General features: G+C 64.1%; 13 protein-coding genes. 10 read left to right on the plus strand and 3 right to left on the minus strand.

All coding sequences use genetic code 11. The annotated features are described in order from the left end of the window. Positions 1–21 precede the first annotated feature (21 nt). From GC1_RS09900 to GC1_RS21925, 6 genes are all read left to right on the plus strand, one after another. Entirely contained in the window at positions 22–1251 is a 1230-nt protein-coding gene (locus tag GC1_RS09900) for an AAA family ATPase (RefSeq protein ID WP_019298059.1), read from the plus strand. A gap of 1 nt (position 1252) precedes the next feature. After that, on the plus strand, positions 1253–2647 hold the full coding sequence (locus GC1_RS09905; RefSeq protein WP_152612417.1) for a CpaF family protein: 1395 nt from the start codon (positions 1253–1255) through the stop codon (positions 2645–2647). Next, positions 2647–3639 carry a type II secretion system F family protein gene (locus GC1_RS21920; RefSeq protein WP_019298061.1) on the plus strand — a complete coding sequence of 331 codons (993 nt, stop codon included), beginning with the start codon at positions 2647–2649 and terminating at the stop codon, positions 3637–3639. Before GC1_RS09905 ends, GC1_RS21920 begins: the two co-directional genes overlap by 1 nt. A 15-nt stretch (positions 3640–3654) precedes the next feature. Then, the gene (locus GC1_RS09915) at positions 3655–4656 is read left to right on the plus strand and encodes a type II secretion system F family protein (protein ID WP_019298062.1); all 1002 of its coding nucleotides are present in this window, start codon (positions 3655–3657) and stop codon (positions 4654–4656) included. Positions 4657–5144: 488 nt separating this feature from the next. Continuing rightward, entirely contained in the window at positions 5145–5747 is a 603-nt protein-coding gene (locus GC1_RS09920) for a helix-turn-helix transcriptional regulator (RefSeq protein ID WP_193748115.1), read from the plus strand. After that, a complete protein-coding gene (locus GC1_RS21925; protein ID WP_019298064.1) occupies positions 5744–6226 on the plus strand; it encodes a prepilin peptidase in 483 nt (160 codons plus the stop codon). Before GC1_RS09920 ends, GC1_RS21925 begins: the two co-directional genes overlap by 4 nt. A gap of 21 nt (positions 6227–6247) precedes the next feature. Here the strand turns inward: GC1_RS21925 and GC1_RS09930 are convergent, their stop codons facing one another. Beyond that, positions 6248–6706 carry an Lrp/AsnC family transcriptional regulator gene (locus tag GC1_RS09930; protein ID WP_029205017.1) on the minus strand — a complete coding sequence of 153 codons (459 nt, stop codon included), beginning with the start codon at positions 6704–6706 and terminating at the stop codon, positions 6248–6250. Between the two features lie 115 nt (positions 6707–6821). Between GC1_RS09930 and GC1_RS09935 the strand changes: the two genes are divergently transcribed. Both GC1_RS09935 and GC1_RS09940 read left to right on the plus strand, forming a co-directional pair. Next, on the plus strand, positions 6822–8024 hold the full coding sequence (locus tag GC1_RS09935; RefSeq protein ID WP_019298066.1) for a methionine gamma-lyase: 1203 nt from the start codon (positions 6822–6824) through the stop codon (positions 8022–8024). Between the two features lie 10 nt (positions 8025–8034). Beyond that, positions 8035–10419 carry a transketolase gene (locus GC1_RS09940; RefSeq protein ID WP_019298067.1) on the plus strand — a complete coding sequence of 795 codons (2385 nt, stop codon included), beginning with the start codon at positions 8035–8037 and terminating at the stop codon, positions 10417–10419. Between the two features lie 73 nt (positions 10420–10492). On the opposite strand, the gene GC1_RS09945 is transcribed toward GC1_RS09940, so the two are convergent. After that, the gene (locus GC1_RS09945) at positions 10493–12781 is read right to left on the minus strand and encodes an arginine/lysine/ornithine decarboxylase (RefSeq protein WP_019298068.1); all 2289 of its coding nucleotides are present in this window, start codon (positions 12779–12781) and stop codon (positions 10493–10495) included. Between the two features lie 168 nt (positions 12782–12949). On the opposite strand from GC1_RS09945, the gene GC1_RS09950 reads away from it, so the two are divergent. Beyond that, positions 12950–13402 carry a MarR family winged helix-turn-helix transcriptional regulator gene (locus tag GC1_RS09950; protein WP_019298069.1) on the plus strand — a complete coding sequence of 151 codons (453 nt, stop codon included), beginning with the start codon at positions 12950–12952 and terminating at the stop codon, positions 13400–13402. A gap of 16 nt (positions 13403–13418) precedes the next feature. Beyond that, positions 13419–16616 carry a 2Fe-2S iron-sulfur cluster-binding protein gene (locus GC1_RS09955; protein ID WP_019298070.1) on the plus strand — a complete coding sequence of 1066 codons (3198 nt, stop codon included), beginning with the start codon at positions 13419–13421 and terminating at the stop codon, positions 16614–16616. A gap of 92 nt (positions 16617–16708) precedes the next feature. Here GC1_RS09955 and GC1_RS09960 read toward each other — a convergent pair whose 3' ends face one another. Then, a complete protein-coding gene (locus GC1_RS09960) occupies positions 16709–17101 on the minus strand; it encodes a hypothetical protein (protein ID WP_019298071.1) in 393 nt (130 codons plus the stop codon). Positions 17102–17148 lie beyond the last annotated feature (47 nt).

A 17148-nucleotide genomic window follows, 5' to 3' on the forward strand; every position in this document is an offset into this window, starting at 1 on the left:
CGATAGAGGAAGGAGAGGCCGATGCAGGCTGAGACACAATCCATCGTGGTCATCTCAGAAGACCCGGCTGTCTGTGCGCTGGTTGCCAGCGTGGCGCAGTTCCAGCCGGGCACCGGGGTGCGGAAATGCGCCTCGGCGCTCAGCGAAATTAACGGCACCGCGCTGCAGCTGGCCAAGGAAAACGACCTGATCATCTTCCGTGCCGGGGCAGATGCGGCTCGCGATGCCGCTGCGGTGCAAGAGATGATGCGCCACACTGGCGGTGCGGCGCGGATCCTGGCTCTGGCGGGTTCCAGTATGCCGTTTGCCGATTTGCGGCAATTGACAGAGGCCGGGGTGCAGGACGTGCTGCCTGATACGGCCTCTGCCGATGAGATGTCGGCGGCGATCCGCAAATGCCTGCGGGCAGATGAGCCGCAGCCCGTCCCCGGCGGTGCCCGGGGCAACCGTGAGGGGATGGTGATTGCGGTCAGCCAGTCCTGCGGGGGTGCCGGGGCGACGACGCTGGCGGTGAACCTGGCTGATTGCATGACCTGCCGGCGCGGGCTGCGGCGGCAGGAGGCGGAATTCAAGGTCGCTCTCCTTGACTTCGACCTGCAGTTCGGTGCCATCGGCAGCTTTCTCGATCTGCCGCCGAACCGCTGCCTTTATGAACTGGCAAGCGAAGGTTTCGTGCCTGACCAGGTTTTTGCGGAACAGTCGCTGAGCGAGGCGGCGCCGGGCCTGTGGGTCTTGGCCGCACCGGCCGAGATCGCGCCGCTGCATGCGCTGCGGCCGGAACAAGTGCAGGCGCTGATTGCGCATCTGCGCCTGCAGTTCGATTTTGTGGTGATCGGCCTGCCGCGCGCCTTGGCAGACTGGCTGACACCGGTTCTGGAGGCCAGCGAGCGGCTGCTGATGGTGACCGGCAGCTCAGTGCCGGCAATCAGCCAGGCGCGGCGGCTGCTGGATTTCTACGCCGAGGCCAGCATGAGCCTGCAGACCGACATCGTGATCAGCCGCGAGCGCAAGCCGCTGATCGCTGCCAGCCACCACAAGGAAGCGGCCAAGCTTTTGCAGAAGCCGTTCAAGTACTGGCTGCCCAATGATCCGTCGGCGGCCTCTGCTGCGGCGGACAGGGGCGTGCCGTTGTCGGCAGCCGCTGGGCGTTCCAGCCTGGCCAAGGCGATCCGGCGGCTGTCCCGCGATCTGATTGAAACTAAGAATGCCCGCGCCGGTGCGGCGCAGCCCCAGCACGGAAAGGCGGTTTGAGATGTTCAGGAATTTTGGCAAGCGAACAGAAAACACCTCTCCTGCGGATACGGTGGTGCCGCTGTGGCCGGAGGCCGGGGCACAGCCGCCGGGGGGCGAGCCGGAAATCAGTGAGGAAACCCGCAAGCTCACAGCTTTTCTGGAGCTGAAAAGCCGGATGCACGAAGCGGTGATCGACCGGCTGAATCTGGCGGTGATCGACAAGGTTGAGCCGGAAGAGCTGCGCCGCGAGGTGGCGGCGCTGGTCGGCGATGTTCTGGCAGAGGAGAACAACCCGTTGCGCGCGGATGAATTCCGCCGCCTGGTGGATGAGCTGATCGACGAGGTTCTGGGGCTGGGCCCGCTGGAGCCATTACTGGCTGATCCGGGCATCAACGACATTCTGGTCAATGGCCACAAGACGGTTTTTGTCGAACGCAGCGGCGTGCTGGAGCAGACTGGTGTGCGGTTCCGGGACGAAAAGCATCTGCTGCGGATTATCGACAAGGTGGTTTCGCGCGTCGGGCGCCGGGTGGATGAGAGCAACCCCTGGGTGGATGCCCGGCTGGAGGATGGCAGCCGGGTCAATGCGATCATCCGGCCCTGTGCCATCGACGGCCCGTCGCTGTCGATACGCAAGTTTGCCCGGGACCCGCTGACGCTGGAGAAACTGGTGGCGGGCAACGCGCTGAACGGGCGTGCAGCCGCCTTCCTGCAGGCGCTGGTCGAGGCGCGGATGAATATCCTGATCTCCGGCGGCACCGGCTCCGGCAAGACCACGATGCTGAACGCGATTTCTGCCGGCATCGACCCGCGTGCGCGGATTGTCACCATCGAGGATGCGGCAGAGCTGCAGTTGCAGCAGGCCCATGTGGTGCGGCTTGAAACCCGTCCTCCCAACCCTTCCGGCGGCGGCGCCGTCAGCCAGCGCGACCTGGTGCGCAACGCGCTGCGGATGCGCCCGGACCGGATCATCGTCGGCGAGGTGCGCGGCGCGGAGACCTTTGACATGCTGCAGGCGATGAACACCGGCCATGACGGTTCGATGACCACGGTGCATGCCAATTCCGCCCGCGACGCGCTGGGCCGGATCGAGCAGATGGTTTCGATGATGGGGATGGAGCTGCCGCTGCCGGCAATCCGGGCGCAGATCGCCTCCGGCTTGCAGATCATCGTGCAGCTGGCGCGGCTGTCGGACGGCCAGCGGCGGGTGATGAGCATTTCCGAACTCACCGGCCTTGAGGGGGAGGTGATCACCATGCAGGACATCTTTGTGTTCCGGCGGATGGGTAAGACCGCGGAGGGCGGCATCGCGGGCGAGTTCATTCCAACTGGCATCCGGCCGCAATGCGCTGCGCTGCTGGAAGCTGCGGGCGTTGGCTTTGACCAGACTCTGTTCCAGCCGGAGGGCGCCTGATGCTGAATGATCTGTTGAAAGAACTGCATGGATGGAACGGCCATCTGGGCGGATATGCGGTGTACTGCGGCCTGGCGGTGGGCGTTCTGCTGCTGCTGTCCGGCCTGCGGCAGCTGACCAGCCGCAAGAGCCGTTCAGTGGTCTTCCGCAGCCGCCGGATGCGGCTGATCAATCAGGGGCGCAGCGGCAGCGAGCGCCTTGCCATCCTGAAGCCGCCGCCGCGCCGCACCGGCTGGCAGCGCATTCCCGTGGCGGGCGCGCTGCCGAAGATCCTGCGCCAGGCGGATGTGCCGCTAAGCACAGGCGTGTTCTGGACCGCATGCGGCGCATTGGGGGTGCTGATCTTTCTTGCCGCGGCGGGATTTGCGGGGCTGTTGCAGGCCGCTGCGATTGCGGTCCTGGGCGGCTTTGGGCTGCCATTTGCCCTGCTGATCGGGCGTCAGCGCAAGCAGATGGACAAGCTGGTTCACCAGCTGCCGGATGCGCTGGAAATGCTCGCGCGCGGGCTGAAGGTAGGCCATCCGCTGAACAACTCCATCGGCATCGCAGCGCGGGAGATGCCGGACCCGGCGGGCACTGAACTGGGCATTATCTATGATCAGGTGACCTATGGCGATGACCTGCCGGATGCGGTGCAGGAATTCGCAGACAGGACCGGCCTGGAGGATGCGCAATACCTGGCCGCCAGCATCAGCATCCAGCATGGCACCGGCAGCGACCTGTCGGTGATGCTGGAAACCCTGGCACGGGTCATCCGCAACCGGATTGCCCTGCGCCGCAAGGTGCATGCACTGGCCTCGGAAGGACGGCTGACGGCCTGGCTGCTGTCGGCGCTGCCGCTGGTGATTTTTGCCACCGTGTCGGTTCTGACACCCAGCTACTACGCCGGGGTGGCCGATGACCCGATGTTCCGGCCGATGATGGGCGCGATCGTCCTGCTGACGGTGCTGAATGCGCTGACGCTGCGCAAGCTTGTCAATTTCCGGATCTGATAGGGGAGGTTTGCCATGGAAGAGTTTGCCACACGCCTCCTGACCCAGACCGGGCTTCCGCCCGGCGCATTGGCAGCGGTTGGGGCTGCCGCTGCCGTGCTGCTCCTGTATTTCGGCGCTGCTGCCAGCCTGGCGCGGAAATCACCCGCCGCGGCACGGCTGTCGTCTCTGGGCGAGGCCCGCCGCCGCCAATCTGGCGACCTGGCGCTGCTGAAGGCTCCCGGTGCCCAGCCGGGCGGGCTGATGAAGGCCTTTGTGCCTGCCAGCCGGAGCGAACGGTCGGAGCTGGAGAACAAGCTGTCGCAGGCCGGTTTTTCGCAAGAGGGAGCGCTGCGCAGGTTTACTCTGATCCGGGTTTTTCTCGGGCTGGCGGTGCCGGGGCTGCTGCTTCTGGTCATCGCCGCCGCCAAGACGCCCGGTCTGCTGCCGCCCAACCCGTTCACGGCGCAGGTGGCCGGATGGACAAATCTGCAAGTCTTTCAGGCCCTGAGCGGGCTGGTTGGGACAGGTTACTTCGGCCCGGTTTATGTGCTGAACGCCCGCGCCGCCGCCCGCCGCCGCCGGATCGAGGAGGCCTTTCCCAATGCGCTGGACCTGATGAGGATTTCAGTGGACTCCGGGCTGGGTTTCGACGCCGCGATGACCCGCGTCGGCAACGAACTGGGGCAGGTTTCGCCGGATCTGGCCTTTGAGCTGCTTAGCGTGCAGCGGCAGATTCAGGCGGGCCGCGCCCGCGGTGATGCGCTGCTGGACATGGCTGGCCGCACCGGAGTGGACACGGTCCGGTCGTTTGCAAATGTTGCCCTGCAGTCGATGCAGTTTGGCACCAGCATGGCCTCGGCGCTGGCGACCTATTCCGAGGATTTGCGCAGCCAGCGGGAGATGCGGGCGCAGGAAATGGCCAGCAAGCTTCCGGTCAAGATGTCGGCGGTGCTGGCCTCTCTGATGCTTCCTGCATTGGTCATGATCACCATCGGCCCGGTGGTGATCCGCTACATCCGCTTTATCGCAAGCTGATTCGAATTCCGTTTGGACAATTGCAGCAATCGGCAGCCATTGGTTCGGCGGGTCAGCTCCGGAGTACTGAATAAATCTCCTTATGATTGCAAAAATGCGCGTTTACCTGCAATTTGCGCCAAATTCTTGACGCAATTGAAAGAACCGGCCAGCATGGCGGGACGCAATAAGGAGATGATTGGTACGGGCGCTTGCTAAGTTACTAAAAGCGCTATGTTAAAAGTTAGTATTGCTGTGGGGGGATGCGCGTTATGGGGACCAATGCGCTATTTGACACCCACACCATTCGGGCTGCTGAGGCCGGAATGATCGCGCCAATTGCGCGATGGTGTGAGTGTTTGCACGGCTGTGCGCCTTTCAGGGACGCGTTGAGCGGACTGGCGGCGGCCATTAAGGGGGAAGCAGCTGCAATTTGCAGGGTATCGGCTGGCAAGGGCCGGGCTTCAGGATCAGTTATCTATGACAGGGCCGCGGGCAGCGGAAACGGCTTGCCATTGGAGCGCTCCTTTGCCTGCTCGGTGCTGGGCAGTTATCTGGACAAGGCCAAACCAGGGCTGATCTGGTACAAATCCATGAGCGATGAGGCGGCGGATCCGGCATTGGACCGGTTCCACAGCGATCGCAAACTGGTGGAGCTGGCGGTGATCCCGCTGTCTTCCGGCGAGCAGCACACCGATTTCCTGGAGTTGCATTTCGCAACCCGGCCCGGTGCGGTGCAGCAAGCGCTGCTGAACATCATTTCCGGCACTTTGGTGCGGACATGGACCAACCGCTCTCCCGGCCTCTATGCTGAGGCCTGCCTGAAGGAACGCCGCGTAGCCCGGAATGCCGAAGTCGCGGCGCATCTGCTAAGCATGGAAAACCCGGCCCAGCTGAGCCGCGCCGAATACCGGGTCTGCGTTCTGCTGAGCAAGGGCCAGCCGGCCAAGCGGGTGCAGTCGGACCTGGGGATCTCGAAATCGACGCTGCGCACCCATCTGCGCAACATCTACGCCAAGACACACACCCGCAATATGAGCGAGCTGGTCTATCAGCTGGTCTCGGTTGACACCTTCGCCGGCCAGACACCGCGGCGAAGCTCTGCTGCATGACGGGCTTTGTTGAGCTGCTGCCGCTGGCCGCAGCCCTGCCGGTTCTGATCTGTGCCGGGCTGGGGGACCTGCGATGCCTGCGGATTTCCAACCGCCAGATGCTGGGATTGGCAGCCGTGTTTCTGCTGACAGCACCGCTGCTGCCGCTGGCGGAAACGGGGCTGCGGGTGCTGGCAGCGGGCACTGTCTTTGCGCTGTGTTTCGCGCTGTTCTGCTTGCGGGTGCTGGCGGGTGGCGACGTCAAGATGATGGCACTGGCCATGCTGTTTGTGCCGTCTTCTGCGCTTGCCGCCTTCGGCTGGAGTTTCAGCGCTGCAATGCTCACCGTGCCCTTGGCTTTGACGCTGCTGGGCCGGACAGAGGCCGCCGCCGGCTGGCGGCAGTGGGCCTCGCTTCAGACGCCGGGGAAAATGCCGATGGGGGCGGCAATTTCCCTGGCTCTGATGCTCTTGCTTATTCTTCAGGCTGGCAGGGTCTGATCCTGAATGGCGGCTGGCAACTTAGCGGGCAGGCGGAAACACCGCCGTCCGCTTGACCGTTCCATACACAAAACTGGTGTCGATGGAGGCAATGCCGCCGACCGGGTGGATGCGGGTGCGGATAAACTCCTCATAGGCCTCCAGGTCCGGCACGAGCACCCGCAACTGGTAATCCATCGCACCGGTCAGCACGTGGCATTCCAGCACCTCGTCGATCAGCTGCATCTTGCGTTCGAAATTCTTCACATCCGCCTCGCCGTGCCGCTCCAGCTTGATGCGGACAAAGACGGTGATTGGCAGCCCGTAGGATTTGGCATCAACCACCGCGCTGTAGCCCTGGATCACGCCCTGGGCCTCCAGATTGCGCACTCGCCGCAGGCAGGGGGAGGGGGAGAGACTCACTGCCTCCGCCAGGTCCTGGTTGGTCATCCGGCCGTCCCGCTGCAGGGCGCGGATGATCTGGCGGTCCTTGCTGTCCATTTTGAGGTCCTGTTTGGCATAATCTGCCAAAAATTATATCTAATCAGAAATAATTCGCAATCCATTGCCGCTGAAACAGGCGGATGATGCCTGTAACAACAGACAGGAGCATCCCATGAAAACCTCCGGCGGCTTTGCCACCCGTGCCATCCACCACGCCTATGACCCGCAGGACAACGAAGGCGCGCTGACGCCGCCGTTGCACCTGACCTCGACCTTCACGTTTGAGACCGCCGAGGCCGGTGGCGAGATGTTCGCAGGCGAACGCCAGGGCCATATCTACAGCCGGATCTCCAACCCGACCTGCGACTTGCTGGAGCAGCGCATAGCCACGCTGGAAGGCGCCGAGGCGGGCCTAGCGCTCAGCAGCGGCATGGGCGCCATCACTGCGGTTCTGTGGACACTGCTATCACCCGGTGACGAGGTGATCGTGGACAAGACGCTTTATGGCTGCACCTTTGCCTTCATGCGCCACGGGCTGGCGAAATGGGGCGTCACCATCACCCATGTGGACATGACCGACATGGAAAATCTGCGCGCAGCAGTGTCGGACAAGACCCGGGTGGTGTATTTCGAGACCCCGGCCAACCCGAACATGCGGCTGGTGGACATCGCGGCGGCATCTGAAATCGCCCACGCCGCAGGTGCGCAGGTGGTGGTCGACAACACCTATGCCACCCCTTATCTGACCCGCCCGCTTGAGCTGGGCGCTGATATCGTGCTGCATTCCGCCACCAAATACCTGGGCGGCCACGGCGATGTGGTGGCGGGCCTTGTCGCGGGCACCGCGGAGCAGATTGCTGAAATCCGCCTGGTCGGTATGAAAGACATGACCGGCGCAGTGATGGCGCCCTTCAATGCCATGCTGATCCTGCGCGGCCTCAAGACCCTGGCGCTGCGGATGGACCGCCACTGCGCCTCTGCCGTCACCGTGGCCGATTATCTTGCCGCCCACCCGGCAGTGAAGTCGGTGTCCTTCCCGGGGCACGAGAGCTTTGCCCAGGCCGATGTGGCCAAGCGCCAGATGGCACAGCCCGGCGCCATGATCGCCTTTGAGGTCGAGGGCGGCCTGCAGGGCGGCATTGCCTTCATGAACGGTCTGCAGATGATCCAACGGGCGGTATCGCTAGGCGATGCGGAAACCCTGATCCAGCATCCGGCCTCGATGACCCATTCGACCTACACCCCGGAAGAGCGCGCCGAGCACGGCATCAGCGACGGGCTGATCCGCCTGTCGGTGGGGCTGGAGGATGTGGCCGACATTCTGGCCGATCTGGAACAGGCCTTGCCCGCCCCCGTGCAGCACGCCGCCGAGTAAGGAGAGAGCCATGCGCCCCGATCTGACCCACCTCAAGACCATCGAACAGCGGCTCTTGTGGCTGTCGCATTGGATGATCCACAACGCGAACCACATCCGCCCCAAGGCGGACGGGATCAAGATCGGGGGGCACCAGGCCTCTTCGGCGTCGATGGTGTCGATCATGACGGCGCTTTATTTCTCGGCGCTGAAACCGGGCGACCGGGTGGCGGTGAAACCGCATGCCTCGCCCGTCTTTCACGCGATGCAGTACCTGATGGGCAATCAGACGCGCGAGAAAATGGAGAACTTCCGCGGCTTCGGCGGTGTGCAAAGCTATCCCAGCCGCACCAAGGACGTGGATGACGTGGATTTTTCCACCGGCTCTGTCGGGCTGGGTGTCGGGATCACCGCGCTGGCCTCCATGGTGCAGGACTTCATCACCGCCAAGGACTGGGGCAAGGATGCCCGCACCGGCCGCATGGTGGCACTGGCGGGCGATGCAGAACTGGACGAGGGCAACATCTACGAAGTGCTGCAGGAGGGCTGGAAGAACGATCTGCGCAACACCTGGTGGATCATCGACTACAACCGCCAGTCGCTGGACGGCATTGTCCGCGAAGGCCTGTTCGAGCGGATCGAGAAGATCTTTGACGCCTTCGGCTGGGACGTGGTGCGGGTGAAATACGGCGCCCTGCAGCGGACCGCGTTCGAGGAGCCGGGCGGCGAAGCTTTGCGCGCCTGGATCGACGCCTGCCCGAACCAGCAGTATTCCGCGCTCACCTACATGGGCGGCGCGGTTTGGCGGCAGCACCTGATGGATGATCTGGGCGACCAGGGCGATGTCAGCGCGCTGATTGAGAAACGCAGCGATGATGAGCTGGCGGAGCTGATGGAAAACCTCGGCGGCAACTGCGTCGAGACGATGGCGGATGTGTTCGCTTCCATCACCCACGACCGCCCGGTCTGCTTCCTGGCCTATACGGTCAAGGGCTGGGGTACGCCGATTGCCGGCCACAAGGACAACCACGGCGGCCTGATGACCAAGGCCCAGATGACGGACTGGCAGGCCCATATGGGCGTCGCCGCAGGGGAGGAGTGGGAGCCCTTCGCCACCGTCGCCGACCCCGCCGCGCTGCAAGGCTTTCTTCGCCAGGTGCCGTTCTTTGCCGAAGGCCCGCGCCGCCATTTCGACGCGCCGCTGCCGGTGCCCGCGATTGCCATCGACACCTCCCGCGAAATCTCCACCCAGATGGCGTTCGGCAAGATCCTTGATGATCTGTCCAAGGGGGACAGCGAACTGGCGGCTCGGATCCTCACCACCTCGCCCGATGTGACCGGCACCACCGGGCTGGGGCCGTGGGTCAACCGGCGCAAGCTGTTTGCCCGTGAGGTGCAGCAGGACGCCTTCATCGAGCACCGCATCCCCTCCACCGCGAAGTGGAACTTTGCTCCCGAGGGCCAGCACCTGGAGTTGGGCATCGCAGAGATGAACCTGTTCCTGCTGCTGGGCGCCGCAGGGCTGTCGCATTCGCTGTTCGGCAAGCGGGTGATCCCCATCGGCACGGTTTACGACCCCTTTGTCTGCCGCGGTCTCGATGCGCTGAACTATGCCTGCTATCAGGATGCGCGTTTCATGATCGTCGGCACCCCCTCCGGGGTGACGCTGGCGCCCGAAGGCGGCGCGCATCAGTCCATCGGCACGCCGCTCATCGGGATGTCACAGGACGGGCTGGCGTCGTTTGAGCCTTCTTTTGCCGATGAACTGGCGGTGATCATGGAATGGGCCTTCGACTACCTGCAGCGCGACGGCGAGGGCGATCCGGATGAGCGCACCTGGCTGCGCGACGAGACCGGCGGCTCGGTCTACCTGCGCCTCACCACCAGCCCGATGGAGCAGCCCGGAAAGCGCGCCGACGAGGACTTCCGCCAGGGCGCCATCGACGGCGGCTACTGGCTGCGCAAGCCGGGGCCAAACTGCGATGTTGTAATTGCCTATCAGGGCGCAGTGGCGCCGGAGGCGATCAAGGCCGCGGGCATCATCGGCGAAAGCCGCCGCGACGTGGGCGTGCTGGCGGTGACCTCTGCCGACCGGCTGAATGCGGGCTGGACCGCGGCGCAGCGGGCGCGCTCGCGCGGCAACGCCGCCGCCAGGTCCCATATTGAGACGCTGATGCAGGACCTGCCGCCGCACTGCAAGGTGATCACCGTGATTGACGGCCACCCGGCGACGCTGGCCTGGCTGGGCGGGGTTGCGGGCCACCAGACCGTGCCCCTGGGTGTGGAGCATTTCGGCCAGACCGGCACCATCGGCGATCTCTACCGCCACCACGGGCTGGACGCTGCCGCCATCGTGGCCAAGGTGAACGGCCTGACCGCCGGCAAACGGGTCAGCAACGCCGTGCCGGCCGGGTAATCACCCGTCTGAGCTTGCTGGATCAGACTGAAGTACAGGGGCGGCCGCGCGGAAGCACGGCCGCCCTTTTGCGTTATTCCGCCACGCAGTCGGCGAAGTAATGGGTTAGCCCGTCGGGGCCGGTCTCCTGCACCAGCCCGTGAATGTCGGTCTCGAAACCGGGACAGTCCCGCGCAAAAGCGCGGTTGAATTTCAGGTATTCCACGATCTTCTTGTTGAACACCTCGCCGGGGATCAACAGCGGAATGCCGGGCGGGTAGGGGGTCACCAGGCTGGTGGTGATGCGCCCCTCCAGATCATCAATCGGCACCCGCTGGGTGGTGCGCCGGGCGATGTGGCTGAAGGCATCGCTCGGTTTCATCGCTGGGGTCAGGTCGCTCAGGTACATCTCGGTCGACAGCCGTGCCACGTTGTTTTTGGAGTACAGCGCATGCACATGTTCGCACAGGTCGCGCAGGCCCATCTGCTCATACCGCGGCTGGCTGGCGCAGAATTCCGGCATCGCGCGCGGCACGGCCAGGTTGCGGGCAAAGTCGTCCTTGAACTGCTGCAGCGCGCTCAGCAGCGAGTTCCAGCGGCCCTTGGTGATGCCGATGGTGAACATGATGAAGAAGGAATAGAGTCCGGTCTTTTCCACCACCACGCCGTGCTCGGCCAGGTATTTGGTCACGATCGAGGCGGGGATGCCCCAGTCTTCGAACCGGCCGTCCAAATTGAGGCCCGGGGTGATGATGGTGGCCTTGATCGGGTCCAGCATGTTGAAGCCCGGCGCCATGTCGCCAAAGCCGTGCCAGCTGTCCTCGCCGCCTGCCTGCACACCGTCGGCATCGGTTTTCCTCAGCACCCAGTCTTTCGTGCTGCCGATGCCGTCCTCGGCCAGATCCTCCGGCCCCCAGACTTGGAACCACCAGTCATCGGCGCCGTACTCTTCGTCGACCTTGCGCATGGCGCGGCGGAAATCCAGGGCCTCCATGATGCTTTCCTCGACCAGCGCGGTGCCGCCCGGCGGCTCCATCATCGCTGCCGCCACATCGCAGCTGGCGATGATCGAATACTGCGGGCTGGTGGAGGTGTGCATCAGATAGGCTTCGTTGAACAGATGCCGGTCCAGCTTGGTCTCCTCGCTGTCCTGCACCAGCACATGGCTGGCCTGGCTGATGCCCGCCAGCAGCTTGTGGATCGACTGGGTGGCATAGGTCACCGAATGCTTGGTGCGCGCCCGCTTGCGGCCCATCGCGTGATAGCTGCCGTAAAACGGGTGGAAGGCCGCATGCGGCAGCCAGGCCTCGTCGAAATGCAGGTTCTCGGTATAGCCGTCCAGCTGCCCCTTGATCACCTCGGTGTTGTACAGCACCCCGTCATAGGTCGACTGGGTCAGGGTCAGGATCCGCGGTTTCACCGCATCGGCATCCACATCCTCCAGCAGCGGGTTGGCGCGGATCTTGGCCTTGATGCTGTCAATTTCGAACTCTGAATGCGGGATCGGGCCGATGATCCCCCAGTGGTTGCGGGTCGGCTTCAGGAACACCGGGATGGCGCCGGTCATGATGATCGAATGCAGGATCGACTTGTGGCAGTTGCGGTCCACCACCACCACATCGCCCGGCGCCACCGTGTGGTGCCAGACCATCTTGTTGGAGGTCGAGGTGCCATTGGTCACGAAATAGCAGTGATCGGCGTTGAAGATCCGTGCCGCGTTGCGTTCCGAGGCGCCAATCGCACCGTTGTGGTCCAGCAGCTGCCCCAACTCCTCCACCGCGTTGCAGACATCGGCCCGCAGCATGTTTTCGCCGTAGAACTGGTGGTACATCTGCCCGACCGGGCTTTTCAGGAATGCCACGCCGCCGGAATGCCCCGGGCAGTGCCAGGAATAGGAGCCGTCCTCGGCATAATCCAATAGCTTCTTGAAGAATGGCGGCTGGATGCTTTCCAGGTAACTCTTCGCCTCGCGGATGATGTGGCGGGCGACAAATTCCGGCGTGTCCTCGAACATGTGGATGAAGCCGTGCAGCTCCCGCAGGATGTCGTTGGGCAGGTGGCGGCTGGTCTTGGTCTCGCCGTAGATATAGATCGGCACATCGGCGTTCTTCCAGCGTACTTCCTCAATGAAGGTGCGCAGGGCGACTACCGCGGGGTCCAGATCCGGTCCGGGTGTGAACTCCTCGTCGTCGATCGACAGCACAAAGGCGCTGGCGCGGGACTGTTGCTGCGCATATTGCGACAAGTCGCCGTAGCCGGTGACGCCCTGCACCTCGAACCCTTCGTCCTCGATGGCCTGCGCCAAGGCGCGGATGCCGGAGCCTGAGGAGTTTTCGGAGCGGAAATCTTCGTCAATGATGACAATGGGAAAGCGGAATTTCATGCTGTTCTCCTGGAAGCATGCCTGATTTGACGATACAGGCTGTCCGCGCTGATGCAACGCCCGCGGCAGGGCGCAGTTCGCGTTACGCTCAACCGTAAAGCCCGCCAAGAGGGCATGTGCAGAATTCGCTGGCATTTGACGGGCAGATAGTTGACATTGTCAATTATCATGACCCAGACACGCTTTCACCTGCATCACTCCCTTGGCTACCAGATCACCATGCTGGCGCGTGTGATCGAACGCCGCTTTGAACAGCGCATCGCGGAACACGGGCTGACACGCGTGACTTGGTGCGTGCTGCTGGCTGCAGGGGAGGAGGGACTGGCAACGCCTTCGGAGATTGCGGATTTCATCGGCATCGACCGCACCGCCACCTCCCGCGCCTTGCGGCAGATGGAGGCGGGCGGGCTGATCACCCGCCGCAGCGGAGAGGGCGACGGGCGCTCGATCCGGGTGATGCTGACCGCGGCAGGCCAGTCGGCGTTGCAGGCGGTGCTGCCCATCGCGCAGGAGAACGCCGCGCATTTCGAGGCCAAGCTGAGCGGCGAAGAGCTTTCCGAGCTGCGCCAGTCCGCCGTCAAGCTGCTGCAGGACGAGCCGCGCATCGTCGCCAAGCTGTAACTCAAAGGGGCCATCCATGGGCAAACTGTTTTCCTACCGCAACCGGCCCGTGCACCTGGGGCCGTACCCGATGGAGACCCTGAACCGGCAGGCCGGGCCGGAAGGGCTGGACGCGCTGCCGCCACAGGAGCAGGTCAGTTTCCGCCGCCCCGATGCACCGCTCTCCCTCGTCAATGCGATGCGCGACTACCAGGCGATGCTGGACGCCACCCGCGAAGGACTGGTGAAAAAGGAACGCGCAGAAATCCCTTCGGACCCGCAGGAGCGCACCGATCATCTGAAGGCTTTCGGCTACTTCTGCGACGCCTCTCTGGCCGGTGCCTGCGCGGTGCCTTCCGGCGCCTGGCTGGAGGCGCCGCTGGTGAACCCGGATGTGGCGGCGCTTTCGGAAACCCTGCGCAGCAAGCAGACCAAAACCTTCGCCTCCGGCATCGACGTGGTGATGGCTTCCTTGCGCGAGGCGATGCAGGCCCCGCCCGCGGACTGCCGCCACCACACGCATGCGCTGGTCTGCATCTACGAGTTCCCGCGTGATCCTGAAGCCGGTGAAGACGGCACCGGCTGGCTGGCGGATGCACAGGATCAGCGCGCCTGCTTGCGGGCGGCGGAAACCGTGGTGACGCTGGCCAATTACATCCGCCTGCTGGGGTGGGAGGCGCGCGCGCATACCGGTGCCGCCAGTGATGTGCATCTGGGCCAGCTGGCGGTGCAGGCGGGGCTTGCCACCTGCGAGGATGGCGTGCTGACAAACCCGTTCCTTGGCAATCGCTTCGGCATCGCCGCCGTCACCACCACCCTGGAACTGGCCGCCGATCTGCCGCTGGTGCCGGGGCAGGCGCCGGGCCTCAAATACCGGCTGGGCCTTGGTAGCCACGCCAAAAGCGCTGCCAGCCGCGACCCCTATGCCAAGCGCCGCTTCATGGACGGCCCGCACCCGTTCGAGACCCTGAAGCGGGTGGCTGACCCCACCACCTATATTGACGAGGTGAACGTGGCGCGCGTGCCAAAGCGCGCCGACATGTTCGCACGCTCCCTGTTCGGCGACCTTGGCAAAGGCCCGCAGGAAGCGGCGAAGAACGGCAATTACGTCCGCAAGTCCTCCTCCGCCTTTGCCTTCCGATCCTCGCTTGCGGCCTTCGTGCTGCTGCAGGACGGCGAGCCCGCGCCGCAGGTTGACCCCAGCGCCGCCGATGCTGAACGCAACGCCGCCAACATCAAGGCTGCGGCCTATTTCCTCGGTTGCGACGCTGTGGGGATCTCACGCTGCCCTGACTGGGCCTACTACTCCCACGACGCTGCAGGCGAACCACTGGCCCCCTACCACGAAAACGCCATCAGCATCATCATCGACCAAGGCCATGAGACGATGGAGGGCGCCTCCGGCGACGACTGGATCGCCTGCGCCCAGTCGATGCGCGCCTACCTGCGGTTTTCGCTGCTGGGCGGGGTGATCGCGCAACAAATCCGCAACCTCGGCTATACCGCCCGGGTGCATTCGGTGATGGACGGCGAGGTGCTGCAGCCGCCGCTGTTGCTGCTGTCCGGCCTTGGCGAGGTCTCCCGCATCGGCGAGGTGATCCTGAACCCCTTCCTCGGCCCCCGCCTGAAATCCGGTGCCGTGACCACCAATCTGCCCATGACCCATGACAAACCTGTCGACTTCGGCCTGCAGCGCTTCTGCGAGGCCTGCAACAAATGCGCCCGCGAATGCCCTTCCGGCGCTATCACTGCGGGCCCTAAGCTGATGTTCAACGGCTACGAGATCTGGAAATCCGACAGCCAGAAATGCACCACCTACCGGGTCACCGTGCCCGGCGGCGCCATGTGCGGCCGCTGCATGAAGACCTGTCCCTGGAACCTGGAGGGCCTGTTTGCCGAGGCGCCGTTCCGCTGGGCCGCGATGAATGTGCCCGGCAGTGCGCCGCTCTTGGCAAAACTCGACGACGCGCTGGGCAACGGCGAGGTGAACCCGGCCAAGAAATGGTGGTGGGATCTGGAGATGGTGGAAGAGGGGCCTTATTCCCCTTCGCAGCATCCGGTGAATGCCCGCAAGCTCTCCAAAAATCTGGACTTGAAGTTCGAGGATCAGACCCTGGCGGTCTATCCCGCACCGCTGGCGCCGCCGCCCTATGCCTGGCCCGCCCCGATGGACCGAGAGGCCGGGATCGCGGCTTATCAGGCGATGATACCCGCAGCGGAGCACAAGCGCCGCCGCGCGCAGGGCCTGCCGCCGGAGCATGTCTATTCTGCCGATCAGGGTGCTGCGCCGGTCATGCGGGTGCGTCTGTCGAAGGTCGAGCACGTGACGGAGGCCGTCACCAAGTATGAGTTCTCCCTCCCGGACGGTTCTCTGCTGCCGCCTGCAACAGCCGGTGCCCATATCGACGTGGTCGTCGCGCCGGAGTTCTTCCGCCAGTACTCGCTGTCGGGCGACCCGGCGGACCGCTCGAAATACCAGATCGCAGTGCTGCGCGAGGATCAGGGCCGCGGCGGTTCCAAGCTGATGCACCGCATCTTCGAGGAGGGGCGCATGGTCTTCATCTCCAAGCCGATCAACCACTTCCGGCTGGTGGAGGATGCCGCCAAATCCTACCTGATGGGGGGCGGTATCGGGGTGACGCCGATGATCGCCATGGCCCACCGCCTGCACGCGCTGGGGCGGAATTTCGAATTCCGCTATTCCTGTTCGAAAATGACGAATGCCGGCTTCCTGCAAGACCTGCAGAACTTCCCTTGGGCAGACAAAGTGCATCTGCATTTCTCCGATCAGGGCACCCGCGCAGACCTGAACGAAGTGCTGCAATACGTGCCCGGCAGCCACGTCTATGCCTGCGGGCCGGAGGTCTATATGCAGGCGGTGCTGGAGGCGGCAGAAGCCAATGGCTTCCCGGAAGAGGCCCGCCATATGGAATACTTCTCGGTTCCCGAACAGCCCGAATACGAAAACCATCCCTTCACTCTGAAGCTTGCTAAATCAGGCCGGGAAATCCTGGTTCCGGCAGAGCAGACTGCCACAGAAGCGCTGGCAGACAGCGGCATCCACGTGGATGTGAAATGCTCTGACGGTATCTGCGGCGTCTGCAAGTGCGGGCTGATCTCCGGCGACGCCGAGCACCGCGACTTTGTGCTGTCGAATAAGCAGCGCGAGGGCGCCATCATCCTGTGCCAGTCCCGGGCGCAGGCGCCGGACGGGGTGCTGGAAATCGATCTCTGAGCCGCGGGGCTGGAAGGGGCGGCACAATTTTCTTGTGAAAGAAAATTGCCAAAAGTTTTGCTGAAAACTTTTGCGCGCGGGGCAGCGGCGGTTCAGTACGCTTGCCGCTCTCCCAGCAAATAGCGCGCTGCATCCGCGTAATCGAATACCAGCGAGACCACGATCACCGCGCACACCGTCAGAATGATCCGCCGCGGCCAGACGGGCATATCCGGGCGCGCCTGCTGGCGCCACAGCCAGACCACGAGTGGCGTCCACAGGATCACATGCGGCACCCCCAAAAGCCGCACATATCCCAGCTGCCCGTAGATCCAGTAGACTCCACCAGCCGCCAGCACACTGGCTGCCACGGTCACCAGACCGGCGATCCGGCTGGGCTTCCAGATCAGCAGTGCCAGCGGCAGCACAAAGGCACCCAGAAACAGGATGTTGACCCAGACCTGCACCCACAGCGGCTGGGTTGCAATTGCCTCTTCCAGTGTCATGGCACGGCCCTCCTGCCGGCGACCCTAGGCAAGGGCAGGGCGGGCGG

The sequence above is a fragment of the Leisingera sp. ANG1 genome (genome assembly GCF_000203975.2).
Taxonomy (GTDB): Bacteria; Pseudomonadota; Alphaproteobacteria; order Rhodobacterales; family Rhodobacteraceae; genus Leisingera.